General features: G+C 51.0%; 21 protein-coding genes. 10 read left to right on the top strand and 11 right to left on the bottom strand.

Annotated features, from left to right (window positions below):
• Window positions 1-29: 29 nt before the first annotated feature.
• From HNQ57_RS00435 to HNQ57_RS00425, 3 genes are read right to left on the bottom strand one after another with little or no spacing between them, the layout of a single operon-like run.
• Window positions 30-1388 (bottom strand): sigma-54-dependent transcriptional regulator, encoded by a 1359-nt coding sequence (locus HNQ57_RS00435; RefSeq protein WP_184460670.1) that lies wholly within the window; start codon window positions 1386-1388, stop codon window positions 30-32.
• A complete protein-coding gene (locus HNQ57_RS00430) occupies window positions 1385-1891 on the bottom strand; it encodes a hypothetical protein (RefSeq protein WP_184460669.1) in 507 nt (168 codons plus the stop codon). The genes HNQ57_RS00435 and HNQ57_RS00430 overlap by 4 nt, the downstream gene beginning before the upstream one ends.
• Window positions 1892-1899: 8 nt before the next feature.
• Window positions 1900-3306: a sensor histidine kinase gene (locus tag HNQ57_RS00425; protein ID WP_226968277.1), complete on the bottom strand. Its 1407-nt coding sequence runs from the start codon at window positions 3304-3306 to the stop codon at window positions 1900-1902.
• A 390-nt stretch (window positions 3307-3696) separates the two neighbouring features.
• On the opposite strand from HNQ57_RS00425, the gene HNQ57_RS00420 reads away from it, so the two are divergent.
• Window positions 3697-4098, top strand: coding sequence for an EF-hand domain-containing protein (locus HNQ57_RS00420; protein WP_184460667.1), 402 nt, complete (start codon window positions 3697-3699; stop codon window positions 4096-4098).
• A 75-nt stretch (window positions 4099-4173) separates the two neighbouring features.
• Window positions 4174-4749, top strand: coding sequence for an outer membrane beta-barrel protein (locus HNQ57_RS00415; RefSeq protein WP_184460666.1), 576 nt, complete (start codon window positions 4174-4176; stop codon window positions 4747-4749).
• A 185-nt stretch (window positions 4750-4934) separates the two neighbouring features.
• Here HNQ57_RS00415 and HNQ57_RS00410 read toward each other — a convergent pair whose 3' ends face one another.
• Together HNQ57_RS00410 and bioA are read right to left on the bottom strand one after the other, a co-directional pair.
• Window positions 4935-5753, bottom strand: coding sequence for an ion transporter (locus tag HNQ57_RS00410; protein WP_008249487.1), 819 nt, complete (start codon window positions 5751-5753; stop codon window positions 4935-4937).
• A 6-nt stretch (window positions 5754-5759) separates the two neighbouring features.
• Window positions 5760-7064: an adenosylmethionine--8-amino-7-oxononanoate transaminase gene (bioA, locus tag HNQ57_RS00405; RefSeq protein WP_184460664.1), complete on the bottom strand. Its 1305-nt coding sequence runs from the start codon at window positions 7062-7064 to the stop codon at window positions 5760-5762.
• Window positions 7065-7198: 134 nt separating this feature from the next.
• Here bioA and HNQ57_RS00400 point away from each other — a divergent pair, with 134 nt between their 5' ends.
• A complete protein-coding gene (locus tag HNQ57_RS00400; RefSeq protein ID WP_184460663.1) occupies window positions 7199-8563 on the top strand; it encodes a class II fumarate hydratase in 1365 nt (454 codons plus the stop codon).
• Window positions 8564-8646: 83 nt separating this feature from the next.
• On the opposite strand, the gene HNQ57_RS00395 is transcribed toward HNQ57_RS00400, so the two are convergent.
• Window positions 8647-9249 (bottom strand): TetR/AcrR family transcriptional regulator, encoded by a 603-nt coding sequence (locus HNQ57_RS00395; protein ID WP_184460662.1) that lies wholly within the window; start codon window positions 9247-9249, stop codon window positions 8647-8649.
• A 142-nt stretch (window positions 9250-9391) separates the two neighbouring features.
• Between HNQ57_RS00395 and HNQ57_RS00390 the strand changes: the two genes are divergently transcribed.
• Entirely contained in the window at window positions 9392-9943 is a 552-nt protein-coding gene (locus HNQ57_RS00390; protein ID WP_184460661.1) for a carboxymuconolactone decarboxylase family protein, read from the top strand.
• Between the two features lie 278 nt (window positions 9944-10221).
• Complete coding sequence (locus HNQ57_RS00385) at window positions 10222-10875, top strand: DsbA family oxidoreductase (protein ID WP_184460660.1); 654 nt, start codon at window positions 10222-10224, stop codon at window positions 10873-10875.
• Window positions 10876-10951: 76 nt separating this feature from the next.
• Here HNQ57_RS00385 and HNQ57_RS00380 read toward each other — a convergent pair whose 3' ends face one another.
• Window positions 10952-11398, bottom strand: coding sequence for a thiol-disulfide oxidoreductase DCC family protein (locus tag HNQ57_RS00380; protein ID WP_184460659.1), 447 nt, complete (start codon window positions 11396-11398; stop codon window positions 10952-10954).
• A gap of 42 nt (window positions 11399-11440) precedes the next feature.
• Window positions 11441-12037 (bottom strand): arylesterase, encoded by a 597-nt coding sequence (locus HNQ57_RS00375; RefSeq protein ID WP_226968267.1) that lies wholly within the window; start codon window positions 12035-12037, stop codon window positions 11441-11443.
• A 61-nt stretch (window positions 12038-12098) separates the two neighbouring features.
• Between HNQ57_RS00375 and HNQ57_RS00370 the strand changes: the two genes are divergently transcribed.
• Both HNQ57_RS00370 and HNQ57_RS00365 read left to right on the top strand, forming a co-directional pair.
• On the top strand, window positions 12099-12812 hold the full coding sequence (locus tag HNQ57_RS00370) for an ABC transporter ATP-binding protein (protein ID WP_184460657.1): 714 nt from the start codon (window positions 12099-12101) through the stop codon (window positions 12810-12812).
• The gene (locus tag HNQ57_RS00365) at window positions 12809-15304 is read left to right on the top strand and encodes an ABC transporter permease (protein WP_184460656.1); all 2496 of its coding nucleotides are present in this window, start codon (window positions 12809-12811) and stop codon (window positions 15302-15304) included. Before HNQ57_RS00370 ends, HNQ57_RS00365 begins: the two co-directional genes overlap by 4 nt.
• Before the next feature lie 22 nt (window positions 15305-15326).
• On the opposite strand, the gene HNQ57_RS00360 is transcribed toward HNQ57_RS00365, so the two are convergent.
• Entirely contained in the window at window positions 15327-15992 is a 666-nt protein-coding gene (locus HNQ57_RS00360; protein ID WP_184460655.1) for a TetR/AcrR family transcriptional regulator, read from the bottom strand.
• Window positions 15993-16259: 267 nt separating this feature from the next.
• Here HNQ57_RS00360 and HNQ57_RS00355 point away from each other — a divergent pair, with 267 nt between their 5' ends.
• On the top strand, window positions 16260-17051 hold the full coding sequence (locus HNQ57_RS00355) for an SDR family oxidoreductase (RefSeq protein WP_184460654.1): 792 nt from the start codon (window positions 16260-16262) through the stop codon (window positions 17049-17051).
• A gap of 20 nt (window positions 17052-17071) precedes the next feature.
• On the opposite strand, the gene HNQ57_RS00350 is transcribed toward HNQ57_RS00355, so the two are convergent.
• Window positions 17072-20785, bottom strand: coding sequence for a translocation/assembly module TamB domain-containing protein (locus HNQ57_RS00350; protein WP_184460653.1), 3714 nt, complete (start codon window positions 20783-20785; stop codon window positions 17072-17074).
• Window positions 20782-22578, bottom strand: a complete 1797-nt coding sequence (locus HNQ57_RS00345; protein WP_184460652.1) for an autotransporter assembly complex protein TamA — start codon at window positions 22576-22578, stop codon at window positions 20782-20784. Before HNQ57_RS00345 ends, HNQ57_RS00350 begins: the two co-directional genes overlap by 4 nt.
• Window positions 22579-22879: 301 nt before the next feature.
• Between HNQ57_RS00345 and HNQ57_RS00340 the strand changes: the two genes are divergently transcribed.
• Window positions 22880-24166: an MFS transporter gene (locus HNQ57_RS00340; protein WP_184460651.1), complete on the top strand. Its 1287-nt coding sequence runs from the start codon at window positions 22880-22882 to the stop codon at window positions 24164-24166.
• A gap of 463 nt (window positions 24167-24629) precedes the next feature.
• Complete coding sequence (locus HNQ57_RS00330; protein WP_184460650.1) at window positions 24630-25112, top strand: response regulator; 483 nt, start codon at window positions 24630-24632, stop codon at window positions 25110-25112.
• Window positions 25113-25149: the final 37 nt, after the last annotated feature.

Raw genomic sequence — 25149 nt, 5'->3', positions numbered from 1 at the left:
CCGCGCTAGCGGCGTGCGTCATCGGCTGTTTAGGTTTTAGCATTGCGCAGAATATCGGGGTTTAGCTGGTGCTTTTTGATGAGCTTATGTAAATCTGAACGATTTCGGCCGGCTTGTCGCGCCGCGTCGGTAACATTTCCCTTGGTCGAGGCCAGCACCTGCTCTAGATATTCGCGTTCAAATTTCTTTCGAGCTTCGGCGAGCGGTGGGAGCTCGCTGGCGGGATTTTTTGATTGGGGCAGGGCGGCGATGGTTTGGGCCTCGCCAATAATCGCGGCGGGCGAAAGCGCTGCAAGTTGTTCAACGATATTGCTTAACTGGCGTATATTACCGGGCCAATCATAGGCCATTAGCGCACACAGCGCTGCAGGTGAAAAACGCTTTGCCTTGCTATTAGCCCGCAAACCAATATTGTGTAAAAAGTGTTTTGCTAAAAGTTGAATATCGGCGCGGCGGTCGCGCAGGGCCGGTAAACTAAGCGATGCGACATTGAGACGGTAATATAAGTCCTCGCGGAATCGCCCATCCGCAATGGCATCTTCAAGGTGTTGGTGGGTGGCAGAAAGCACTCTAACATTGATGCTGATGTCTTGTTGGCTGCCGACAGGTCTGATTTTTTGTTCCTGCAGCACCCGGAGTAGTTTTACTTGCAGGGGAGCAGGCATATCGCCAATTTCGTCTAAGAATACCGTGCCGCCATCGGCACTGGCGAACAACCCTTTGTTATCGCGGCTGGCGCCAGTAAACGCGCCTTTAACGTGGCCGAACAACTCTGACTCTAATAAGTCTGCGGGAATGGCGCTGCAGTTAATTGCAATAAATGGCTGGTCGGCTCGATCGCTAGCTGCTTGTATCGCGCTGGCTAAGAGCTCTTTGCCGGTGCCACTTTCACCGCGAATCATAATATTAATATCACTTTTAGCCAGTAATTTTGCTTGCTCCAGTAGCTGCTGCATCTTCGCGCAACAGGTAATAATATTGCTTCCAACACTGTGTCCGGATGGTCTGTCGACACTAAAACTTAGCGCCTGATGAATACTGCTGAGCAGTTCATCTTTATCGACCGGCTTGGTGAGAAAGCTGAAAACGCCTTTTTGGGTCGCACTCACGGCTTCTTTAATAGAACCATGGGCGGTAAGTACAATGACCGGTAGGCCAGCATATTGTTGTTGGATTTTTTCGAAGAGTTCTATGCCATCCATACCGTCCATGCGTAAATCTGAAATAACAATATTTGCGCACTCTTTTTGCAGCGTTGCCAGTGCACTTTTGCCACCATCGGCACAGACTACCTCAAAGTCTAATGCCTCTAAGCGCATTGAGAGCAACTGCAATACGCCGGGATCGTCGTCTACTAGTAGTATTTTTATACGCGACTGTGTATTCATTGTTGACCTCTTAACTGCTGGGTTTCATTGCTATTGATTTGGGCTTCGATATCGCTAATACCGTCAATGGTGTGGCGCAGCTTGGCCTGAAATACGTCACGCTCTTGCTGGGTTTGCAGTAAGGCGCGGTTGGTATCGTCGATGAGGCTCAATAAGGCCCGCTCGGCTTCACTTAGTGACTGAGCATTAAGCATGGTGATTAATGCACGACTTTGTTTTGCGTTGTGCTCAGGTGCGCATGTGGCCAAAATTAATTGCTGGAATTGACTGGTACTATTGTTTCGCGTCTGCAAAATTCCTTGCACCTGTAAGCGTTCGTCTTCTGGCAGTAGACACCAGGCCTGGCGTTTTGCAAGCAGCGCGATCACGGGCGCTGGTACGTGGATTGCCACTACCTCCGGCGCGGTGTCGTTTACGGGAGCCGACGCGTGTTTTGGGGCAGGAGCAACTAAGGAGCACGCGCCGAGTAGTGAAATATTGAGCAGTAGTAGAATTCTATTCATAGTCCGTTTCATCGTTGCGTAGGAAAGCAGAGGGTAAATTCTGCGCCTTGGTCTTTTTGTGATTTTAATGTCAGTGTCGCCTGGGCCTGTTCGGCGCAGGCTTTAACAATGGCCAGTCCAATGCCACTGCCTTTCAAGGCACCGTGTCGTTTGTTCTTGCCTTGATAAAAGGGCCGGAACACAGCTTCTTGTTCGTCAATATCAATGCCGGGGCCATTGTCGCTGACCTGCAGCCACCAATGACTGCAATCTTCTGGGGGGGCGTTAACGTCGTGGCTGTGTTGCTTAATATTGCAGTGCCCCCAATTAATCGCGATTTCACCGCCGGTGCGACAAAAGTGAATGGCATTAGACAGTAAGTTACTCAAAATCATTTCGATCAGCTGGGCATTACCGGTAACGAGTTGGCCATTACTAGGGGTTTTAATGTTGAGCGCGGTATCCGGTAAAAAACTGCGGTAACGAGCAATTAAATTTTTGCACATAAGAGATAAGTCTATTTTCTCCTTGTGGGCGGCTATACCCTGAGATACCGCATTGAAGTTGAGTAGCTGTTGAATTAACTCTTGGAGGTTCTCGGCTTGATTTCGCAAAATAGTGAGTACCGCCATCTGCTTGTCATTGAGTTGCCCCGGAATTTGATCGGCGAGAAGAGCTTCTGCGTCCATTATGGCAGCGAGCGGGCTTTTTAGTTCGTGGGTGATGTGTTGGGTGAATTGCGCCTTGTATTGCTCGGCACCTAGTAGCTGAACCCGCATCCATTCCAATCGGTGGCCGAGCTCGATTAAATCGGATGGGCCGTCAATGTCAATCGGTGTGTCCCAGCTGCGTTCGCCAAGATGGTTAATGGCGAGAGATAAGCGGCGTATGGATCGGGTAACGATGATGGAGCTTGCGCCCAGTAGCAGCAAACTTGCAGGTAGCGCCAGTAAGCCAGTAATTAGCATGCGCCATAAAACATTATTTAAGGCTTGTTCGGCATTGTTTAAATTGCTTTGAACTGCCTTGCTTAGTTGATTGTGTAAGTCGTTACTGGCGCTCTTTAAATCTGCGTAAAGCGTAGCTAATTGTCGTTTTTGTTTGGGGTCGTCGCTACGTGATGCCTTGTTGATATCTGCAGTAATTTGCTCGATTTTCGTTAATGTGCTGCTGTTTTTAAGTTCGGGTAATTGGCGCTCAATTTTACTGAGACTTTCACTAAGCTGATGCTGCTTGATTTTTAGTATTTCTAATAAGCTTTGGTCTTGTAGTAGCTGGTACTGCCGTGCTGATCGCTCGATTTCCTTATTGAGTTCTTGAACGGTAATACTAAGCTGAGATATTTGCGCTTGGTCCATGACCAAACGTTGTTGGGCACGCGCTTGGCTGCTCATTTCTAAGGCGGCGTAGGTTACCGCAATAATAAGCGGCAACATCGACAGCACGGTTGTCCCTATCCATTGCTGGGTAAGGCTGAGTTTTTTACTAATAAAAATCGCTATTACCCCTTTCCATTTTATAAAAATTTAGCATGTTGCAAATTAAAGACTAGCTAAGCTACTGAAATAATTAATTAAATTATTTAATGTTGGCAATGTGTTGCCAAATGCCAACGATTTGACCGCGACCCTAGTGGCTTAGTTCGCGACAAAATCATAAGTTATTGTTTTTATTATAAAATAAATTTTGGCACAGCCATTGCAATTGTCTAGACGACGCCGCAGAAACGCTTTAACAGGCAAGGAAAATTTAGGTGTCACTGGTGAATTTGATAAATCAGAAATTATTCCGATTATTTAAAATTGGTAATGATTAAGGAGAAAACCATGAAAAAGATAGCAGCAGTTTTCGCAGGTTTAGCATTAAGTTCATTTTGTTTGGCAGAGCCGGTATCGGGCGTGATCCAAGGTAGTGGCCAAGGTGGTGTGAATACTGACATTCAGCAAGGTAGCCAGCAGGGCAGCGGCATGGGCTCAGGCAGCTTGGGTGGCCAAGGATCTATGCAGGGCGAGGGCGCTATGCAGGGCACTGATGAGGCGAGCGGCGCAATTTTTACTGCACTGGACCAGAACGGTGACGGCGCACTCGACGAAAGTGAAGCGAAATCAGAGAACTCATTAAACCAATATTTCTCTGCAATCGATACTGATTCAGATGGCGCGGTAAGTCGTGACGAGTATCTTGGTCGCTGGAAAGCGATTCAAGAGAATGAAGAAGAAGCTGAGTAATCCGCTTGTGTGCGGGCCATTGGCCCGCATTTACTCATTCTCCAAATTTGAATTCAATTCATAGAGGAAAACTTTATGCGCACATTATATTCACATAGCTTGGCCTTACTTGCCGCTGTTATTGGCACAACAACCTTAGCATCTACCGCGTTTGCAAATCCAACGGTAGGGCCACACGCTTACATCGGGGCCAATTACGGTGGTTATAAGGATCGCGGTGGCGATTTTGATGAAGACGATGATTTTAAAGAAGCCATCGTGGGCGCACAACTCAATCAATTTTTAGGCTTTGAAGCTAGCTATATTGATTTCGGTTCATTTGGTGGTGATGTCGGTAAGGCCAGTGTTGATGGCTATGGTTTGGCGGTGGTCGGTCGTTTGCCCTTAACCGAGCAAATGGGCCTTTATGCAAAAGCAGGGCAGTTATTTTGGGATGCCGATCTCCGCGCCGCAGGATTTAAGCAAAGCTATGATGGCGATGAGCCCTTTTTCGGTGTCGGTGCCGACTTAAAGGTGAGTGAGCATATTGTTGTGGCACTAGAGTACGATCGCTACAAAATTGACCTTGATGACTCGACCTTTCCCGCGCCAGCCTCAAACTGGGAAGGGGATATGGACACCGTGAAGCTGGGCGCTAGATTTGTATTTTAAAATGCAAACCAGACTTATTAAGGCATAGGGTTTAATAAGTCTGGTTTTCTTGCTCGGCGTTAATTTGATTGTTGCAAGTAAGGTCGAGTGATACAGCAATTTATATAGAGTGAATTTTCCCTCAGCCAGTCGCGGTTTCCCCCTCATTTGTCGCGACTGGCTTTTTTATTTTATGTCCATTGTGCTTATTGAGGCGGCGGCATTTTTTCGCCGCAGTGCTTGCAGTAATTGGCTTCTTTGTCGTGGCCAAATTTTGCACAGTTAACACACTGGCGGTTGGTGATCATACGCTGACTTTCTTGAATTAATTCTGCACTGAGAATGCCGGTGGGAATGGCGATAATGGCGTAGCTCGTTATCATCGCCATGGCAGCAACGAGTTGGCCCAGTGGGGTGTGGGGTGCGATGTCGCCATAACCGACGGTGGTCACGGTCACAATCGCCCAGTACATGCTTCTGGGTAAGCTGGTAAAGCCATTCTCTGGGCCTTCTATTAAATACATCAAGGCGCCAAAAACCACGATTACCGTCAGCACAGAAACGAGGAAAACAGATATTTTGCGCCGTGATGCAAGCAGAGAACGCAGCAGCACATTGGCTTCGCTCATATAGTGAAAAAGCTTAAATACCCTAAAAACTCGCAGCACTCTGAATACTCGGATGACCAATAAGTGCTGGGCGCCGGGAATGAAGATGGAAAGATACGTGGGTATTGTCGCGAGTAGATCAATTAAGCCGTAAAAACTGAATATATAGGCGCGTCGATTAGGTGAACAATAAATTCGCGCGCCATACTCCAACGTGAATAAAATGGTAAAAAAAACTTCTATGCCAAATAAGAAATCGCCGTAGCGCTGGTGAATAGATGCTACCGAATCCACGAACAAAGCGGCGACGCTACTCAGTATGACCACAATCAAGAAAATGTCGAAGTTGCGACCGGGACCAGGTTCGGTGCCAAAAATAATCTCGTGAAGCCAGGTTTTAAAATTGGCATTACTCATTTGGGTTTATTCCTCTGCGGCCAAGGCGGCGACCATCTGCTGGCAAAGCAGAGCGAGATCGGCGTTGCTGATAATATAGGGAGGCATGGTGTACACCAGCTTGCCAAAAGGTCGAATCCAAATTCCCCTGTCAATAAACCTAGCCTGCAAACTGGCCATATTGACTGGCGTTTTCATTTCAATCACGCCAATCGCGCCCAGACAACGCACGGCCTCGACGCTGTTTAGCTCGGCCGCGGCGGCTAGGCCAGTCTTCAGACCTGCCTCGATTCGTTGAATATTACCTTGCCAGTCGCTGGCCAAGAGCAAGTCGATACTGGCATTAGCAATGCTGCATGCCAATGGATTGCCCATAAAGGTGGGGCCGTGCATAAAAACGCCGGCTTCGCCTTCGCATATACCGTGGGCAATTTTTTCGCTACACAGGGTTGCCGCTAAGGATAAGTATCCGCCGGTCAACGCCTTGCCGACACACATAATGTCGGGACTAATACCCGCGTGCTCGCAGGCAAAGAGTTTGCCGCTGCGGCCAAAGCCAGTGGCAATTTCATCGTGAATGAGTAATACATCGTAGTCATCGCAAAGTGCACGCAGTTGTTTTAAGTAGTCGCCGCCGTAAAAGCGCATGCCCCCGGCGCCCTGCACAACAGGCTCAAGGATCACCGCAGCTAACTCCTGATGATGGTTTTTTAAGAGTGATGTGATATTCGCTAAATCCGCTTCGGTGGCGGATTCGCCAAAGGCAGTTTTGGGCGCCTCGGCAAATAGGTGTTCTGGCAAAACCTTATTAAATAAATGGTGCATGCCGGTGACGGGATCACAGGTCGCCATCGCGCCAAAAGTGTCACCGTGGTAGCCGTTGCGCAGGGCGAGCAAGCGGGTTTTGTTGGGCTGGCCGATAGAATGCCAGTATTGCAGTGCCATTTTAATGGCGACTTCTACAGCAACTGAGCCAGAATCAGAGATGAATACACGGGTGAGTGGCGCAGGGGTTATGTCTACCAAGCGTTTTCCTAGGCTGGCGGCGGCGGGGTGAGTAAGGCCGCCAAACATAACATGAGACATATCATCGAGCTGGGCTTTTGCCGCCGCATTTAACGCTGGATGATTATAGCCGTGTATAGCTGACCACCAAGATGACATACCATCAATAAGTTCACTACCATCCGCTAGCGTGAGTTTCACGCCCTTGGCCGACACCACAGGAACCATTGCTGGCGGGTTCAGTACCGAGGAGTATGGGTGCCAAATATGGTCTTTGTCCCATTGTAGCCACTGTTCTGTGCTAGTGTTTTGGTAGTCTGTGGGCATATTGGTCTCCATGTTAAGGCTGATATATTTTAGGGCTTATGGGGACATAACACGAATTATCATTGCCATAGGGCTAAGCGCTTTATGTTATGACGGCGTTTAAGCGTAAATTTGCTGGCTAGGGAGGAGAAACCATGAATACGTTTCGGCTAGAGCGCGACAGTATGGGCGAGGTCAACGTCGCTAGTTCGGCGAAATACGGGGCGCAAACTCAGCGCGCGCTCGATAATTTTGCAATAAGCGGTTTGGTTCTGCCCGCGCAGTTTATTCACGCAGTGGTGCGTATAAAGCGCTGTGCGGCTATGGTCAATCGCGAAGAGGAGCTGCTGTCGGAAGACCTATTTCAGGCGATTGTTGGCGCTGCAGATAAGGTTTTGGATGGGGCGTATAGCGATCAATTCCCGATTGATGTATTTCAAACCGGTTCGGGCACCAGCACAAATATGAACGTAAACGAGGTGTTGGCTAATCTCGCCAGTGAGAGCGGCGGCCTTGAGGTCAGCGCCAATGACCACGTTAATATGAGTCAAAGTAGCAATGATGTTATTCCGAGCGCGATCCATATCAGCGCGGCGCTGGCCTTGCACAATCACCTATTGCCAGCGCTAGAACATTTGGAGACTGTACTTAAACGCAAGGCTAGCCAGCTTGGCGATGTTATGAAAACCGGCCGCACTCACCTTATGGATGCGATGCCGATTAAGTTGTCTCAGGAAATTTTGGCTTGGGCAGAGCAGGTTCACAAGGCCCGTAAACGTCTCCTTGATACCCAAAAGCAGCTTTGCCAATTGGCGCAAGGCGCAACGGCCGTGGGCACCGGGGTGAATTCACCCGATCTATTCGCCGAAAAGTTTTGTGCCGCAATCAGTATCGATACTGGCCTGAACTTTAAGCCCAATGACTCGCTGTTTGAGGCGCTTGCCAGTCAAGACACGGCGGTGGCTGCCTCCGGCCAATTAAAGGCCTTGGCGGTAGGGTTAATGAAGATCAGCAATGATCTACGCTGGATGAACAGCGGCCCGCTGGCGGGCTTGGGCGAAATTCGCCTACCTGCGCTGCAGCCCGGCAGTAGTATTATGCCGGGCAAAGTAAACCCGGTGATACCCGAGGCGGTGGCGATGGCTGCCGCGCAGGTAATTGGCAACGACGCCTGCATAACCGTCGCCGGGCAGTCAGGTAATTTTCAGTTAAATGTCATGCTGCCGGTCATCGCCTACAACTTACTGCAAAGTATCGACTTGCTGAGTAATGCCTGCCGAGCGCTGGCCGATAAAGCCATTGTCGACTTTACCATCGACGAGGTGGTAATGGCGGACAGTCTCGCTCGCAATCCAATATTAGTGACTGCGCTCAACCCTGTTATCGGCTATATAGCGGCGGCAAAAATAGCCAAAAAGGCCTATGCCGAGCAACGGCCGGTACTGGACGTGGCAGTGGAAATGACCGATTTAAGTCGGGAGGAGTTGGCAGTGTTGTTGGATCCAGCGAGCTTGGTGTGATTTTTTTTGACGCCCTGAGTGTAATGCTGCTTTTAGTGACCGCAAAATAAGACGTCCATTAGCAGCATCAGGTTTAGCTTTATTCAGCGAACGCGGTAGGCATCGAGTATGGCGGCCATATCATCAGCAAGCGCGGTTAATTGATCGCTGGGGACATTGCGCTCTGAAAATGATCGCAAGCCAATGATCTGGGTTTGTAATAAGCGCGCCAATCGCGGGCAATCAACTTCCGCGCGCAATTCTCCCATCACCTTCGCCCGCTCAAGCGCTTGGCAAAGCCGCTTTTCGACGTTTGCGAGTATGGCGTCAACCTGAGCCCGCAGCGCGGCATCTTCGGCATTCACTTCAAGCAAGGTCTTAATTAGCATGCATGCCTGTGCGGGCATTCGAGCATCGTCATTACAGGGCTGGGCAAATGAACGGAGGTAGCGTTGTAAGCCGTCTACAACGCTCTCGGCGTTGTCGCTTATTTGCTTAAAGTCATCACTGCTGCGGCTGGCATAGGCATCTAAGGCCTCGGCAAACAAACCGCTTTTACTGCCGAAGGTCGCGTAGAGGCTACCGGGACGCATGTCTAGGGCCTTCTCAATATGTTTCATCGACGTGGCGTAATAGCCTCTTGACCAGAACAGTTCAACGGCACTGTCGAGTGCAACTTGGCGATCAAAACTGGCAGTGCGGGCCATCACGGTCTCTCTATGAATAGGCCTGAATGATGTCGGCCGGGTTAATTTTGAATGATCGCTCAATTTTAGCTTGACCACTGCTCATAACGCAATATAAGATCAATTCTTTATTTGAACGATCACTCAAAAAAAGGCGAGATCAATGAGCACATTTACTTTGCACGACATAAACAGCGCACCGGCTGAAGCTAAGCCGCTGCTAGAAGGCTCGTTGAAAGCCTTTGGTATGATTCCTGGCTTGCATGCCGTAATGGCTGAAGCCCCGGGTTTGCTTGAGGGTTACCAAGTCTTGCACCGCTTGTTTGTTAACAGCAGTTTAAACGCCGACGAGAAAACAGTGGTATGGCAAACAATCAACGTGGAGCATGCCTGTCATTATTGTGTGCCGGCCCACACCGGCATCGCGAAGTCCATGAAGGTTTCAGATGAGATCAGTAATGCCTTGCGCGACGAGACGCCGTTACCAAGTGCCAAGCTCGAAGCCTTGCGCGACTTTACCCTGGCGGTGGTACGTCAACGCGGTGCGCTGGAAGAGAAACAAGTACAAGATTTTTATTCAGCCGGCTTTACCCAGCAAAACGTATTAGAAGTGATTTTGGGGCTTAGTCAAAAAATAATGAGCAATTATACAAATCATCTGGCCCAGACCCCGGTCGATAAAGCGTTCACGCAATTTTCGTGGGAAAAGAAGTGATTATCCACGTATCTCTCAAAGACGCTGGGAGCTAAGTCTAATAGCGCAATGATGAGTTCTTAGGCTTATGCCTTAATACATCATCGCTTATTCACTGCCTCAGCTGAGTCAATTACCTGTTATAACTCTATATAACGTGGATGTGAAATTTGCCCTGCATCTGATGTTTTTTATGCTTATTCGTGGCGTACTGTATGCCTTCGGGACGGCGACACTACCCGCGGGTAGCACCAAGCCATTGGCGTCTAGCCAATTGTAATTAATCAAAGGAGACAAACATGAGCAGCGGTTTAAATATTCTGCAAATTGATATCGTATCTGATGTCGTCTGCCCATGGTGCGTAATTGGCTACAGGCAGCTCGCAACAGCGTTGGAAGCAAGTGGTATGCCCCATGAAATTCATTGGCATCCCTTTGAGCTGAATCCCAATATGCCTGTTCAGGGCCAAAATCTTCGTGAGCATGTTGCCGAAAAATATGGCACAAGCAAACAGCAGTCGCAAGACAGTCGAATCCAGATGACTGAGGCTGCTGCGCAAGTAGGATTTGAGTTTAATTTTAGTGACGATATGCGAATGCATAACACGTTTAACGTGCACCAGTTATTGCATTGGGCAGATCAGTTCGGGCGCATGCACGACCTAAAACAAGCGCTTTTTTCGGCTCACTTCACCGACGGCAAGAATCTGTCGGACATCAACGTTCTAGCGGACGTCGCTGCCGAAATCGGACTCGAACGCAGCGATGCTTTAGCTGTATTGACAGATCAGCGCTTTGCCAGTGACGTGCGAGTGGCTCAACAATTCTGGTTAGACCAAGGTATTCAAGGCGTGCCCGCGGTAGTATTTAACCGCCGTCATCTTGTGACCGGTGCCCAAGGAGTTGAGAATTACAGTCGTATTTTGAAGCAGCTAGCCGAGGAGAGCGCGTGAGTAATGAGGCGTTTACAAAGTGATTTTGCAGCGCTGTCGCATAGTTAATCCTACGCGGGGCGTAGGGCAAGGTACGTTAGTAATATCGGCTTTGTTGCTCAGCGGTTGGCAGGGGGCATCGCTCATAGCGGCCAAACAAACGGTAGCGATTGCGGGCAATAAGATCGTAGAGTAGATCGCGAATCGGGCGAGGGATCAGGGACAATACGAGCAGTGGCCGCCAGAGCCAGGGCAACTGCTTAATAATTTGGAAAACCGCCGTGCTTTTTTCAAATACGCGACCACCGGCAAAAAAATAGACGGATTCAATCTCGCTGCGTGGTAAGCGGTAATGCTCAATTAGCGCGATACCGACTGGCGATTGCACGGTAGCAAGTTTGATGTGCTGACGGGTGTCAAAGCGAATGATGAAGCGGCTCCAGAAATGACAAAACTTGCAGACCCCGTCGAACACCACGAGTTTCTCATCGGCGCCTAAGAATCTCGGCGGTGGCGGGTTCGCTTGCTCAATATTGCCACCCATAGTGCTTCCTCTGGCTTTGCTTATGCCTTCTCTTACCAAAACTTAATTCAGCAGGGGTGTCAGTGCTGGCAGTACCTTCTGTACTATCAATGTTTGGGCGTCGGCGTTGGGGTGTATGCCATCGCTTTGCATTAGGCTGCTGTTGGTGGCGATATTGTCGAGGAAAAAGTCTACCCAGGGTAGATCATTGGCCTTTGCGATTTTTGCATAGCTGGCGGCAAAGGCCTCGGTATAGCGCTTACCGTAGTTCGGTGGAATTTTCATGCCGAGGAGCAGTGGTTGGGCGCCGGCCTCGATACTTAAATTGATCAAGGCTTGCAGGTTCTTACGTAAGCTATTCACGGGGTAACCGCGCAGGCCGTCATTGCCGCCAAGTTCGATGATGACGATGCTCGGCTGGTGTTCAGCTAATAGCGCGGGCAGACGATTTAAGCCTCCGGCACTGGTTTCGCCGCTGACGCTGGCATTGACCACCGTGTAAGTTTCGGGGATATGCATGCTGAGCAGCGTCACCCAGCCCAGCGCGGGGTCAAAGCCGTAGCCTGCGCTGATGCTGTCGCCAAGCACCAGTATATTGGCTGTTTTATCGGCGGCGCTCGCATAGGCAACAGACGCTGTGCCTAGCGATATCAAGCTCAAGAGTAAAAGTAATCCGGCGCTGCGACGTAGGCGTGAATAAAATGAAAACACAGGTTTCAACATGATTCGAGTACAAGATCTCTGTAAAACGGTCACCAGCGGTGCCCAGGAACTTGCCATATTGCGAGGGATTAACCTCGAAATCAAGGCGGGGGAGAGCGCGGCGATAATTGGCGTGTCTGGGGCGGGCAAGTCCACCTTATTGGGTTTGCTGGCTGGCTTGGACAATGCCAGTAGCGGCGCGGTATTTCTGCACGGCCAAAATATCAGCGTGATGACCGAGGATCAGCGCGCTAGTCTCAGGGCCAAGCATGTCGGCTTTGTGTTCCAATCTTTCCAGCTATTGCCGGGTTTAACCGCATTGGAAAATGTGATGTTGCCGCTTGAGCTGAGCGGCCGTTCTGGCGCGGCAGCTAAGGCAAAAGTGTTCCTCGATAAGGTCGGTTTGGCTGAACGTGGCCATCATTACCCCCGTCAGCTCTCTGGCGGTGAGCAGCAGCGGGTTGCCTTGGCGCGTGCGTTTGCGGTGGAGCCGGATATTTTGTTTGCCGACGAACCCACCGGGAATTTAGACGAGCACACCGGTCAGCGCATTATTGAATTATTGTTTGCGTTAAATAGCGAGAGCGATACCACCCTCGTACTGGTCACCCATGAGTTACCCCTCGCGCGGCGCTGCGAACGGCAATTTGTGATGCACGACGGCGTTTTGAGTGAAGAATTTGATAATGACGGCGTTGCGAAGCCAATTGATTCTGCGCTGGATGCGCTATGAATATAGTGGCGGCACTGCGTAATTTTAGCCGCGCTTGGCGGGGCGGCGAGCTGGGCCTATTGGGCTTTTCCCTGTGTTTGGCGGTGCTGATTGTTACCGGCATCGCGGGATTCTCGGAGCGGCTCAGCGGCGCCATGACGCAACAGAGTCATCATTTTTTAGCCGCAGATCGGGTGCTGAAAACTGCCCGCAGTATTCCTGAGAACTGGTTAACTGAGGCGCAGGCACAGGGCTTGCGCACTGCCAGTGTGGTGAGCTTTCGCTCGATGGTCGCTGCTGATGAAGATATGCAATTGGCCTCGGTGCGCGGGGTGTCAGAAGCCTACCCATTAATTGGCGAGTTAGGCGTAAGCGACACGGCCTTTGGTGAGGTAGAGCTTGTCAATCGGGGCCCCCAAACGGGTGAAATTTGGTTGGACTCCCGCTTAATGGCATTGCTGAATTTAGCCCTTGGCGATGAAGTCAGTTTAGGTGAAGCGAACTTCAGGCTTGGCCGGGCACTGCTCAGTGAACCTGATCGTGGCGGCATGAATGACATGCTGGCACCACGGGCAATGATCAATATCCGTGATTTGGCGGCCACCGAGGTTGTGCAGCCGGGTAGTTTGGTGCGCTACCGCTATTTATTTGCAGGCAATACTGAACAGCTCAACGCTTACGCGGCGTGGCTTGCGCCGCACTTAATTGAGGGACAACGCTGGGAAGACCTGCGCGATGGTCAGCCGGCGCTAGCGAATACCTTAAAACGGGCAGAGGGCTATTTGTTGCTCGCGGCGAGTTTGGGCGTGGCTCTTGCGGGCGCCGCAATTGCCTTGGCAGCGCGGCGCTACGGCGACCGCAATACCGATAATGTAGCCGTAATGAAGGCGCTGGGCGCCCAGCGTCGGCAAATTTTATACCGCTATCTTGGTCAACTTACCCTGTTGTGCAGCGGGGCGATTGTGCTGGGCGGCTTATTGGGTTTTGGCTTGCAAGAAATTCTGTTCCGTAGCTTGCAGGGCTTAATTGATATTGAAATCCCGCCGCCAAGCTGGCGACCCTTTATGGTCGGGGCGATTACCGCCGTGGTATCCACATCGGTATTTGCCTTGCCGCCGCTGTGGCGCTTGAGCAAAGTGGCGCCGTTGCGGGTATTGCGCCGAGACCTTGCTGACAATAGTGATGACTTGCTGAGCAGTGGTTTGATTGGCTTGCTCGGCGTTGGGCTATTGATGTGGTGGTATAGCAAAGACATTCAGCTTAGCGGTGCGCTGTTACTGGCAAGTCTGAGTTTAGGTTTGTTGGCCGCGGGTTTGGTGCTGTTTTTGATTTCTCTGGCTCGGCGCGCAACGGCGAGTCGTTCACAGGGCGCACTGCGGCTGGCACTTGCGGCCATATACCGGCGACGCTTTGGCAATGCTTTTCAGGTGGCAAGTTTTGCCTTAGCGTTAATGGCGTTAACCACCTTGGGCGTGTTGCGATCAACATTATTGGCTGATTGGCAAATGCAATTGAGCGAGGGTGCGCCTAATCATTTTTTAATTAATATTCAGCCAAATGAAATTTCGCCATTGGATGCTTTTTTTGCTGAGCACCAAATTGCAGATGCGGGTTTATACCCCATGGTCAGGGGCCGTTTGACGCATATTAATGAAATGCTACTTAAGGACATTGACGGTATTGATGCCGAGCGCGGCAATGTTAATCGAGAAATAAATTTGAGCTGGGCCAGGGAGTTGCCTGAAGACAACCGTCTTGAGGCGGGGGCGTGGTGGCCCGAGGTGAGCGTTAACGGCGCTGACAATATTGCTGTTTCAGTAGAACAGGAGCTTGCCGAACAATTGCATCTTAAGCTTGGTTCAGTGCTTAACTTTAATATTGGCGGGCAGGCTTTGCAGGCGGAGGTTAGCAGTATTCGCAGCTTGGACTGGAGCAGTATGCGCCCCAATTTCTATTTTATGTTTCCGCCGGGCAGCTTAGAAAAATACGCTGGGAGTTATATCACCAGTTTTTATTTGGCGGAGGGCGACAAACCTTTGCTTACCGCGTTGTTGCGGGCATTTCCCACGGTGACCTTGATTGAAATTGATGCCGTGATTAAGCAAATGAATACCGTGGTCGCGCAGGTGAGTGCAGCCATTGGCTTGGTTCTGCTATTGGTTGTGGTTTGCGCCTTGCTAGTGAGCGTGGCGAATGTGCAGGCAAGCCTAGACAGTCGCCTACACGAAAATGCCATATTGCGTACCTTGGGGGCGAGCAGAAAACTTGTCGCCAGCGGCTTGCTGTTAGAGTTTTCTGCAGTAGGACTGCTAGCCGGTTTGTTGGCCGCCCTAGGCAGTAATATCGCGCTTTATGGCGTGCAGCGTTGGGTGTTGGATATGGACGGCGTTTGGCATGGCGAGGTGTTTTTGGTGGTGCCAGTACTGGGCGCGGTGACAATGGCTGCAACGGGGTGGTTTTATTGCCGAACCGTACTTACTACGCCGCCATTATTGGTATTGGGCCGCTTATAACGGTGAATCACAGCCGAATAATTTATTCGGCTGCTGGGCTTGGCGTTGTCGGTAATTTAGAAATATCGCTGGGGTCAGTGCAAAGACCTGCGATCATCATACGCAGAGATTTTTCTGCCTGAAGGTCGAGGTCGCGGTGATAGCCATAAGTATCGCCGTGGTCAAGCATTAGCCTCGCAACGCCGTGTACGGCTGCCCAAACGGTGTGTGCCATTGATGCAACATCGTCGAGTTGACGAATAACATTGGTTTTAAAACCGCGTTCAACACCGGCACGGACTTTGTAAATCGCTTCGCGGCCAGCGGCAAACAGTTCTGGGTAGTCATTGCGAGGCTGTAATACCGGGCCAAACATGAGATGGAACATTTCGGTATGGAGCTTGGCGAATTGTACATAGCTCAAGCCAAACATTAATAAGCTTAGGTCAGCCCTAGGTTCATTTTCGCTTGCTTCACACAATGCAAAGAACCGGCGAAAACCTTCTGTGGCCAGCGCTGCAAGCAAGGCATTTTTGTCTTTAAAGTGCCGATAAGGAGCCGTTTGTGAAACGCCGATTTCTCGAGCAAGCGCGCGCAGACTCAGCTCGCCAATGCCGCCGGTAACGAGGTGCTTTTCGGCGAGCTCCATCAATTCTTGGCGGAGATTGCCGTGGTGATAACTTGTGCTTGTGTTCGTGTCAGTTGCCATAATGTATTCGCCCGTCATCGTGCGGTAATGTTGACAGCGATTATATCTGATGTCATGTGTTTTTTAGGTTTTCTTGAGTCAGCATCAGTACGCTTTAAGTAAAGCAAGTTTTGAGCCGACGTATTTTGGGGGTTATTCTACCCAATTCCCGTCTAACCGTCTCGGTTGATTAAGTTCGGTGGCCATTGCTAGTGATTGGCGGCGTGCCTTTAATAGACCCGCTAGTATGATTTCATTCTTACTGTAATAGAACAACGAGTGGCCAATATGGATTTGCAAATCAAGGGTAAAGTGTTTTTGGTTGCGGGGGCGAGCAAAGGCTTGGGCTTGGCAATTGCCGAACAGCTGTCTTTAAACGGTGCGTCTGTGGCCATTGCGAGTCGCAGCGCGCAAACTATTGAGGCGAGCGCCATTGCATTGACCGGTCGCAGCGGAAATCCGGTAAAGGCCTATGTGATGGACGCGAGTGACGGCGCAAGTATTCAGCAGTGGGTAACAGAAGCGCATAGCGATTTCGGCCGGATCGATGGTTTGGTGGTTAATGCAGGCGGGCCGCCAGTTGGTCAGTTTGATGCCTTTGATGATGAGAGTTGGCAGGCGGCGTTTAATTTAACGCTGATGAGCGCGGTACGGATGGTACGTGCGGTACTGCCGCATTTACGCAGCGCAGGTGGCGGTGCCATATTGACCCTAACGTCGTCGTCAGTTAAAGAGCCCATCGATTTTTTGCTGCTATCCAATGTTATGCGGGCGGGCGTGACGAGCTTGGCCAAAAGTTTGTCAAAACAGTTGGCGGCTGAAAATATCCGCGTTAATAATTTGATACCAGGGTTAATTGCCACTGATCGCATGCAGGATTTAGACAAGCTTCAAGCGCAGGCTAAGCACCTTAGTATTAGTGATCAACGCCGCGCCAATGAGCAGACGATACCGCTTGGTCGCTATGGCGAGCCTGTTGAGTTTGGTAAGGCAGGGGCATTTTTACTGTCGCCGGCCGCGAGCTATATTACCGGCGCTACCTTGGTTGTGGATGGCGGCACGATGAAAACGGTGTGGTAGTGACAGCTAAATTAGCGCACTTAATCTTTGCCGTGCTCGACCCGGTACAAGAGGTCAATACTTTGCGTTTCACCAGATTGGGCTTTTAAGCCCAGCGATTTGCTCAGGGTGTAGTCCAGCTGAACACTGCCTGCTGGGGTAAATAGGTTTTGTACATAACTGATGAAAATACTTGGCGTTAAGTACTTGCCCACCACCAGTGAGCTTTCCTCATAGCTGTCGCCGCCCTGAAAATTTAACACATCCATGCCAAAGGTACTTTGCAGAGTATTGGTTATGCCTTTGCTCTGGGATATACCCAGTGACGTCGCGGCATTCATGACTTGATTGGCATCAGACTGACTCATTGCGCCGGGCGCTTTGCCGGTGATGAGCATTGAGATCACATCGGTGGGCGGCATAGCGGGGTCAGAGAATAAATCACTGCGTATATCCTGCGCGAAGCCGCCAATATTGATGCCGACGCGGTAGGGTTCTACCTCGCGCACTGCCGTAATATTCAAACCGGGATTATCTACAGGGCCTTGGAATAACAGGACGCCGCGCTGAATACTTAAGTCTTGTCCGTAGGCTTTATACACCCCGTCATAGAGTGAGAGGCTGCCAAAGGCCTGTACTGCCGTTTGCGATTTTTGCACTATTTTGAGCTTGCCGCCAAAGCGGGTGCTTAGACCGTAGCCGGTGAACTGAAAGCTGTCATCCAGAGTAATAGTGACCTGGGTGTCAATCGCCCTAGTGGCGGCGGCGGTAGCCGCGCTTTTACTGCTGATAATCACTTCGTCTGCGGACACTGAACTGGCTTGTGCGGGCAGGGATTTTAAGGTGAAATTCCCCTGAGGGATTGCGAGGCTGCCTCGAATCTTAATAAGCTCGGCGGCGAGGCTGATATTAATATCCGGTGAAATAAGCACCTTGGCATCGGTAAGATCAACGGCGGTGAAATTTTCGCCGCTAATGGCGATCTTGCCGGTGGGGCCGTTGCCTGGCTCAAAAACACCTTGGCCGATGAGGTTTATGCGGCCAGCACCGGAGCTAATGCCTGCGTCTAGCTGCCAGTCGCCAGCATTGGCCAAGTGAAGGGTGGCGCTGCCAGAGTTGAGCGCGAGACCAGCGGCGGGCAATTGCATATGAAGATTGTCGAGGCCCACGGCGCCGACCAGCGCGGGTGCCGCGACGCTGCCATTAATGGCAAGCTCGGCGTTTAGACTGCCGTCGAGTTTTTCCAGTTCAGGAAAGAAGCCGCCCAGCCAAAGCAGGTTGTCAAATTGGCTGCTCACTGAGCCCTCAATTGCACTGCTGGGATCCAAACCGCGGGTATTTAGTGTGCCGTTCATACTGCCCACTTCGGCAATCGCAAATTCCATTTCGCTGTGTATTTGATTGTCTTTGAGGCTGGCGTTGGCGCTTAAACTGGCATGGTGTTCAAGGGCATCTTCGTCAACACCGGCCTGGTAACGGATGAGAATCGGTTCTGCTGTTAGCGCGAATTGGCCAGTGAGTTGGTCTAATTTCCCGGCTACATTGAATTCGCTGTCGACCTTGCCTTGCAGAGATGAGCCCGGCGGTAGGCTGGTACTGAAACGATTGAGTGACAGACCTTGAATATTGCCATCGAGCTTTATGGTGTCGTCATTGAAGGCGAATGCAGTGCAGAGGCTGGCGGGCGCGGTATCTTGTTCTTGAACTAAGCAGAGATCGCCAAGCTGTACCTCGTTCGCCGATGCAAGCAGTGAGCTTGGCGCCTTAGACAGCCAAGGGCCTAATAGCGGGTGGTTTACGGCGAGGTGCTTGATGTGTCCGCGCCATGTGGTGCCTGTGGTTTGGGCTTTAGCGTTAGCCTTGGCGGATGTTGAGGCATTGCCTACGCCACCCGCGAGGTTTAATTCAAGTTGCTGGTTACGATCCGCGACTGTGAGGGCGAGCTTATGATTTTCTAGCGTGCCGGTGCCGCTCAGCACAATTTCAGCGTTAGAGAGTGGTCCAGCATTGAGTTTTTGGGCGTTGACGTTCAGTGCCAGGCTTTGGTCTGCGCTTAATTTGGCGTCTAGGTCGGCCTGCGCTATGGAGTAAGCTAAATACTGGAACTTGGTGGCGCTCGCGGTGGCGTTGATCTGCGGTGTGTTTTTGGTGGCGCTACTTAGCGGGCCAAATAGTGTGGCCAAGGGGCCACCGCGCAGGCTGCCTTCGCTAGTCAATGCGCCGCTGAGTTGAGGCAAAATTTGGCTGAGGTTTTGTGCATCGAGCTGCCAGTCCAGGGAACTGGTTTCAGCAAGTTTACCGTGCAATTGCAGGTGGTTATCGCCGAGTTGTAACTTGAGCCGCTTAAATTCCTGGCCGCGCTCGCTAAGTTGTATTTGGCCGCTGGCCTGGGCAGCTCGCGCCAAAAAATCACCGTTAAGGGATTCAATGTCGACACTCAGCTGGTAGCGGTCGCCCAACCAATGGCCATTGCTGTTTAGTTTGGCCGATAAGTGCGCCGGCCATTGGGGAGTGAGGCTGCTGCTATCCACGTTCTTGGCTGTTATGGCGAGCTGCCACTGCAGCGCTTGCTTAGCGCTGGCAGCCGTATTATTGAGAAAATTATTGGCATTGACCTTACCTTTTACGGCTAGCTCACCGACTGCGGTTTTCGCATCAAGCGTGGCAATGACAATACTCAGTTGATTGCCGCTGAGTTTGGCGGCGAACTGACTGGGTTCTTTGAACACCGTGTTTAGTATGTTTGCCGTGTCTGGAGCGATACTGGCGGTAATTTGTGAGGTCCTTGTTGGCGTCGTCGCCACTTTCTGGTGGTCTGCGCTGATTGCGGTGTCTAGGTTTAACTGGTAATCCTGCCAGCTCCCTTCAATGGTCAAACTACCCGTGCTCTGCAATGCCACCTCAGAGGGCGTTAACGTCGAGGTTTTGAAATCGCGCCACTGGTTATTAAGGCTAAGTTGAATTTCTCGGTAATCTATAGCCATTTGCTCAGCGCGGTAGGGCAGACGAACTTCGGCCTTCGAGTCAAGCAGGGCGGGTTGGTTTAAACGGTGGCGCAGTTGCAGCTTGCGTAAATCACCTGTGAGTTGAGCCTTGCCACTGAGGGGGCCAAACTCCTCTATGCTGGTTTCCCAATCCACATTAATGTCCATTGGGTAGGGCGGCGTATTGTTGATTCGGCCGTGCAAGCTCAGCCGCTGAGTGGTGGTTTGAATCTTTAGGGCTTTAATTTTACTGCGCATTAAACCAAGCGCCGCGCTGAGGCTTATTTGTTCAATGTTTTGAATATCTTCCCCTTGAATAAGCTGCAGCTGGGTGATTCTGAGGTCGTCGATAGCAATAGCAATGGGCAGGCTTAAACTGGGCCAGGGGCCGGGAGGTGTCGCACTCGGCTCTGCTGTGGGTGTTTCGCTAGCGTTTATTTTTATTTGCAGTTCGTCGAGGTGCAGTTTATTGATGGCTAAGCTGCCACTCAGTACGCCCCATAAATTCCAGCTGCTATCTAACTGCCCGAGCTGGATGTCTATTCCGTCTAGGGGGATATGCAGGCCTTCGAGCTGTATGCCTCGCGCTAAGCTGCCGCTATAAGAGGTGAACTCGGCATTTGGCGAGAGTAGCGACAGGCCTCGGTGTAAGAGCCAGTCGCTGCCACGCTGGGTGTCTAGTATGAGGTAAACACTGGCCACGCATAAAGAGGCCAGGGCAAATAAGGCCAGTAGTATGCGGAATAAATAGCGGGAGAGGGTAGCGATCATAGATCCGGCCCCATGGATAAATGAAAGTGGAAGCCACCATCTTTTAGGGGAAACGCAAAATCGACTCTGACCGGGCCTATAGGTGATAACCAGCGCAGACCAAAACCGGCGCTTTCATAAAAAGTGAAATCGCTGGTATCAAAGGCGTTGCCGGCGTCATAGAACGTGGCAAGCGCGAAGTCGCCCCAGACGCGGTGATCGTATTCAACGCTGCCGGTAAGGCGATGGCTGCCGCCGACCACTTCGCCTGCAGCGTCTTCCGGGCCTAGGGTTTCATAACCGTAGCCTCGCACACTGTTGTCGCCACCAGCAAAATAGCGCAGTGAGGCGGGCAATTCTGAAAAATCATCGAGGGCGGTAACACCGAGTCCACCGCGGCTAATAATACGGCCGCCCCATAGCGGGAATATCAGTTTTGCGTCGAGCTCGGCTTGGGCAAGGCTGACATCAGACACTAGGCCTTTCAGCGCGCCGCGCACGGCGGTATTGATTCGCCAGCCTCGGCTTGGGTAACGGCGGTCATTGGCTTCGCTGCGCGACCAGCCGATACCTGGCATGAGTAGGGTAGACGTGTTGCTCGTTTCGGCGATATCGTAGTTCTCGCGGAGAAACTTGAGGCTCAGGGTTTGAATCCAGTTGTGATTTTGCAGTGAAATTTGTGCCACTTCAGCGCGGTAACTAGTGCTGTCTGAGGTGTCGGTTTTCTTGCGCTCAACCCCGGTTGCCAGCTGTATTTTGTCGGTCAACGGTTTGGCGCCGGGTAAGGTGTATTGAAAACTGAGGTTGGACAAAACGGGTGAGTACTGACTCGCCACTTGATAGGTATGGCCGTCGTCATTCACCCGCCTATTGCGCAGCCCATAACTCACGCGTGGCCCTGTGTCTGTTGAGGCGCCAATACCGGCGGTGGTTTCGTATTTTGGTTTATCAGTGCTTGTTATGCTCAGGTCAACACTGCGACTTTCTGGGTCGGGGGTTTGTTGATCAATATTGACTGAGGAAAAATAATTGCTGCTGATTAAATTGTTTTGTAGTTGCACAATTTTATTCGGTTCAAAGGCGTCGCCGGGCTTAAAAGGAAGGTAACGTTCAAGGAAGCTGGTTTTGAGCAGCGAGGGGCCAAAGTCTATCTCCCCGAAGGTATACGCTGTGCCGCTATCAAAGACTAAGATAATGGCGGCGCTATGCCGGTCGGTATCCACTTCCAAGCGGTTTTCCACAAACTTGCCGTCAAGATAGCCGGCACTGCGCGCGCGTTGATTAATGGTTTTTTTCGTTTCTTCGTAAAGCTCGTGTTGAACCGGGTCATTGATGGCAATGGGGAGCTTGCTCAGGTATTTGCTGAACAGCGGGTCACCGGCACCTGGGCCGATAATCCTTACATCCAATTGCTTTATCAGGGTTTGTGGGCCGGGTGCTAATTCGAGCGTTAGTAGCCAGCAAGCCTCAGCCTGTGCTTTGGTTTTAGCCGACTTACCGTTGCCAATTTTTTTCACTGCCGTGGTGATTGGATTGTTACTAATGAGTTTAGGCTTGATACGCGCGTGTTCGCGACGTAAAACCCAGCTGCCATGGTAATAGCCGAGGGCACGCAGGGCTTTGGAAATGTTATCGTCGCTGCCTCGTAAGCGACTGCGCAGTCGCGCTTCAGTGGTATTGCAAGGAATGTCGTCAAGATCGAGGTGAGCGCGAATATTCTTGTGCAGTTCACTTTTGCCGCCGTCAATTTCTAGGCTAGCGAAATCCTCAGCCCAAGCGGGCAGTGCACAGAGTAGGACGCAGAACATCGCCATGGCAGCGCTACTGCTTCGCTTCTGGGCTGAAGTCGCTGAGAAAAATAACGCTCTAAGCATAAATCCAATTAGTTTTCGTAAAGTAGCTGCCCGAGTTTAGCGGGGTGTTTTATGGGGTGAATGGCGTATAACACGCGGAGTGCATTTTAGCTGCCCAACGGTGTTTGTGATACGTATGACTTAGTTTTTAGATTTAACAGTGACTAGTTTAGTACAATAAGATACATACACATGCTATAGCATATAGAAACTTAGGGCCGCCTTATAGCATTGCGGTTGTAGCTCCTAAAATGGACGATTCATGAGACGTTTATTACTGCCCCTTACGGCGCTGCTATTATCCGACGCCTTGTTGCTACTTGCCCACGGCATGATGCTAACACTATTGCCGCTGCGGGCCGAGATTGAGCAATTTAGCCCCACCGAGATTGGTTTTACTGCGTCCTGCTATTTTGTCGGCTTTGTGGTTAGCAGCCTAATGACGCCACATATTGTGCGCAGGGTTGGCCATATTCGTAGCTTTGCGGTCTTGGGCTCGGTTTTCTCTGCCATTGTATTTTTATTCCACGCCGTGCCCGTATTTGAAGTGTGGCTGGTGCTGCGCTTTGTGCTGGGCTTTTGTATCTCTGGTTTATACATGGTGATCGAGAGCTGGTTGAATGACCGCGCCACGCGGGAAACCCGAGGCACCTTGCTGTCGACCTACACCGTAATTAATCTAAGTATGATTATTTTGGGCCAGCAAATGATTAACTTTGCTGAGCCATCGGGGCCAATGTTGTTTGGCCTCGCCGGGGTGTTGTTGTCGCTGGCGATTGTGCCGGTGTCACTTACTCTGACCTTGGCGCCCGCGCCGATGCAGGTCGTAAAACTCGACTTTAAGCGGCTGTGGCAGCTATCCCATGTGGGCATGGAAGGCGCGGTGTGCAGTGGTTTAATTACTGGCGCATTTTGGGCCTTGGGGCCGGTTTATGCGCGGGGCCTCGGTTTAGATACTGCGCAACTGACCTTGTTTATGAGCGGCGCGGTATTGGGTGGCGCACTTTTTCAGTTACCGCTGGGGCGTTTGTCTGATCATTACGACCGGCGGCTAGTCTTGTTTTTTACCAGTATTTTTGGTGCCGTGGTGTCCCTGATTTTGGCCTTTATTCCCGCCAGTGGGAATTTCCTATTACTGCTCGCGGTATTGTGGGGCGCGTCGGCAATGACCATGTATTCAATCTGTTTAGCTCATACCTCAGACAACGCCGAGCCTAGCGATTTTGTGCTAATTGGCAGCGGCATATTATTTATCTTTGGCGTTAGCTCGGCGCTGGGCGCGCCACTGGCCTCGTTGCTAATGTCCTTGCTGGGCCCGCAGGGCTTGTTTGTATTTTCTGCGCTGAGTTTGCTTGGCTTTACCTTGGGTATTGCCATCCGTCGTAAATCCCACGAGATGCCGATTGTTGATGAAACTGAACCTTTCCGCCCCGTATCGGTGACCTCGCCGGTGATTTTTGAACTCGACCCGCGTATGGACGAAGATGCCCTAGCTACCTCAGAAGCAGATTCTGGTGGCGACATGCCGCCAGACGGGCCTGTGGTTTAGCATTTCATCGCGTAACGGCGGCGTTAAGCCCAGTTCTCTTCAGTCACTTGTTCTTCTAAAAATTGGATAAAGGCTTTAACGCGCAGGGGAACGAGACGGCGCTGGGGCATCACCGCAAAGATCGATGTGTCCATGTGGTAGTCGGGGAGTACCACCTGCAGTTTACCGTCGTCGAGGTCTTTATTGATATGCCGGCTGGAGCGAAATTGGCCGTCATGCCTAGGTGCTTAAGAACAGGGCGTAAGTAGTCAGTGGATAGACGACAGCCTTTACCTCGATTTACGCAAAAAGCATTGCATATTGCTAAGCATTTGCCGCGAGATGGGGTAAATTCGACGTGTTTGAGTGTGGCGTGTTTTAATATTTCTTTTAATTCAATTGCTTACAAGTATTTCGTCCGGTGGCTTAAAGCTTGCTCTGTTCTGTTTAAGCGAAGAGCGTAAATTTGACGGGTAGGTGATGTATGGAATTTTTTGAAAAAAACGAGATGCTGCGCGCCGGGTCCGAGGTGAAGGTCACGGTTTTGGTTGTAGAAGATAATCGAGTGGAGCGAATGCGCTTGCAGGCCGTTTTGCAGTCAATGGGTATGGCGCCAATACTTGCTGAGAACGCAACTGAGGCTTTGCGGTTTATTAAAAAGCGGAAGGTGGATATCGTACTGAGCGATTGGTTGATGCCTGGCATGACTGGCCTGGAGTTTTGTCAGCGCTTGGCTGAGGACGAGGATTTAGGGCGTCCTTATTTCATAATGCTGACCGGCCGTAATGCCTCGGTCGACTTAATTGCAGCCATGGATGCGGGCGCCGACGATTATATTGCAAAGCCCGCTTGGCGTGAGGAGTTGAGGGTGCGTTTGCAGGCGGGGGTTCGCTCGCTCAATCGTGCAGGGCGGCGTCATCAAATTTCGTCGACACCGGGGCTTGTCTGGGTAGATGCCAAGGCTTAGTCATTGATGCCAATTGTTCAGGCTACGCGGTTCAATT

It is taken from the genome of Zhongshania antarctica (assembly GCF_014202945.1).
GTDB classification, from domain to species: domain Bacteria; phylum Pseudomonadota; class Gammaproteobacteria; order Pseudomonadales; family Spongiibacteraceae; genus Spongiibacter; species Spongiibacter antarcticus.
Note: the sequence above shows the minus strand (reverse complement) of the source record. Positions and strands in the feature narration are given on the sequence as shown.

What these genes read in the sequence shown, in the direction of transcription:
- HNQ57_RS00435 (WP_184460670.1), bottom strand. Translation starts at nt 1,388, where the DNA reads ATGAATACACAGTCGCGTATAAAAATACTACTAGTAGACGACGATCCC.
- HNQ57_RS00430 (WP_184460669.1), bottom strand. Translation starts at nt 1,891, where the DNA reads ATGAATAGAATTCTACTACTGCTCAATATTTCACTACTCGGCGCGTGC.
- HNQ57_RS00425 (WP_226968277.1), bottom strand. Translation starts at nt 3,306, where the DNA reads ATGTTGCCGCTTATTATTGCGGTAACCTACGCCGCCTTAGAAATGAGC.
- HNQ57_RS00420 (WP_184460667.1), top strand. Translation starts at nt 3,697, where the DNA reads ATGAAAAAGATAGCAGCAGTTTTCGCAGGTTTAGCATTAAGTTCATTT.
- HNQ57_RS00415 (WP_184460666.1), top strand. Translation starts at nt 4,174, where the DNA reads ATGCGCACATTATATTCACATAGCTTGGCCTTACTTGCCGCTGTTATT.
- HNQ57_RS00410 (WP_008249487.1), bottom strand. Translation starts at nt 5,753, where the DNA reads ATGAGTAATGCCAATTTTAAAACCTGGCTTCACGAGATTATTTTTGGC.
- bioA (WP_184460664.1), bottom strand. Translation starts at nt 7,064, where the DNA reads ATGCCCACAGACTACCAAAACACTAGCACAGAACAGTGGCTACAATGG.
- HNQ57_RS00400 (WP_184460663.1), top strand. Translation starts at nt 7,199, where the DNA reads ATGAATACGTTTCGGCTAGAGCGCGACAGTATGGGCGAGGTCAACGTC.
- HNQ57_RS00395 (WP_184460662.1), bottom strand. Translation starts at nt 9,249, where the DNA reads ATGGCCCGCACTGCCAGTTTTGATCGCCAAGTTGCACTCGACAGTGCC.
- HNQ57_RS00390 (WP_184460661.1), top strand. Translation starts at nt 9,392, where the DNA reads ATGAGCACATTTACTTTGCACGACATAAACAGCGCACCGGCTGAAGCT.
- HNQ57_RS00385 (WP_184460660.1), top strand. Translation starts at nt 10,222, where the DNA reads ATGAGCAGCGGTTTAAATATTCTGCAAATTGATATCGTATCTGATGTC.
- HNQ57_RS00380 (WP_184460659.1), bottom strand. Translation starts at nt 11,398, where the DNA reads ATGGGTGGCAATATTGAGCAAGCGAACCCGCCACCGCCGAGATTCTTA.
- HNQ57_RS00370 (WP_184460657.1), top strand. Translation starts at nt 12,099, where the DNA reads ATGATTCGAGTACAAGATCTCTGTAAAACGGTCACCAGCGGTGCCCAG.
- HNQ57_RS00365 (WP_184460656.1), top strand. Translation starts at nt 12,809, where the DNA reads ATGAATATAGTGGCGGCACTGCGTAATTTTAGCCGCGCTTGGCGGGGC.
- HNQ57_RS00360 (WP_184460655.1), bottom strand. Translation starts at nt 15,992, where the DNA reads ATGGCAACTGACACGAACACAAGCACAAGTTATCACCACGGCAATCTC.
- HNQ57_RS00355 (WP_184460654.1), top strand. Translation starts at nt 16,260, where the DNA reads ATGGATTTGCAAATCAAGGGTAAAGTGTTTTTGGTTGCGGGGGCGAGC.
- HNQ57_RS00350 (WP_184460653.1), bottom strand. Translation starts at nt 20,785, where the DNA reads ATGATCGCTACCCTCTCCCGCTATTTATTCCGCATACTACTGGCCTTA.
- HNQ57_RS00345 (WP_184460652.1), bottom strand. Translation starts at nt 22,578, where the DNA reads ATGGCGATGTTCTGCGTCCTACTCTGTGCACTGCCCGCTTGGGCTGAG.
- HNQ57_RS00340 (WP_184460651.1), top strand. Translation starts at nt 22,880, where the DNA reads ATGAGACGTTTATTACTGCCCCTTACGGCGCTGCTATTATCCGACGCC.
- HNQ57_RS00330 (WP_184460650.1), top strand. Translation starts at nt 24,630, where the DNA reads ATGGAATTTTTTGAAAAAAACGAGATGCTGCGCGCCGGGTCCGAGGTG.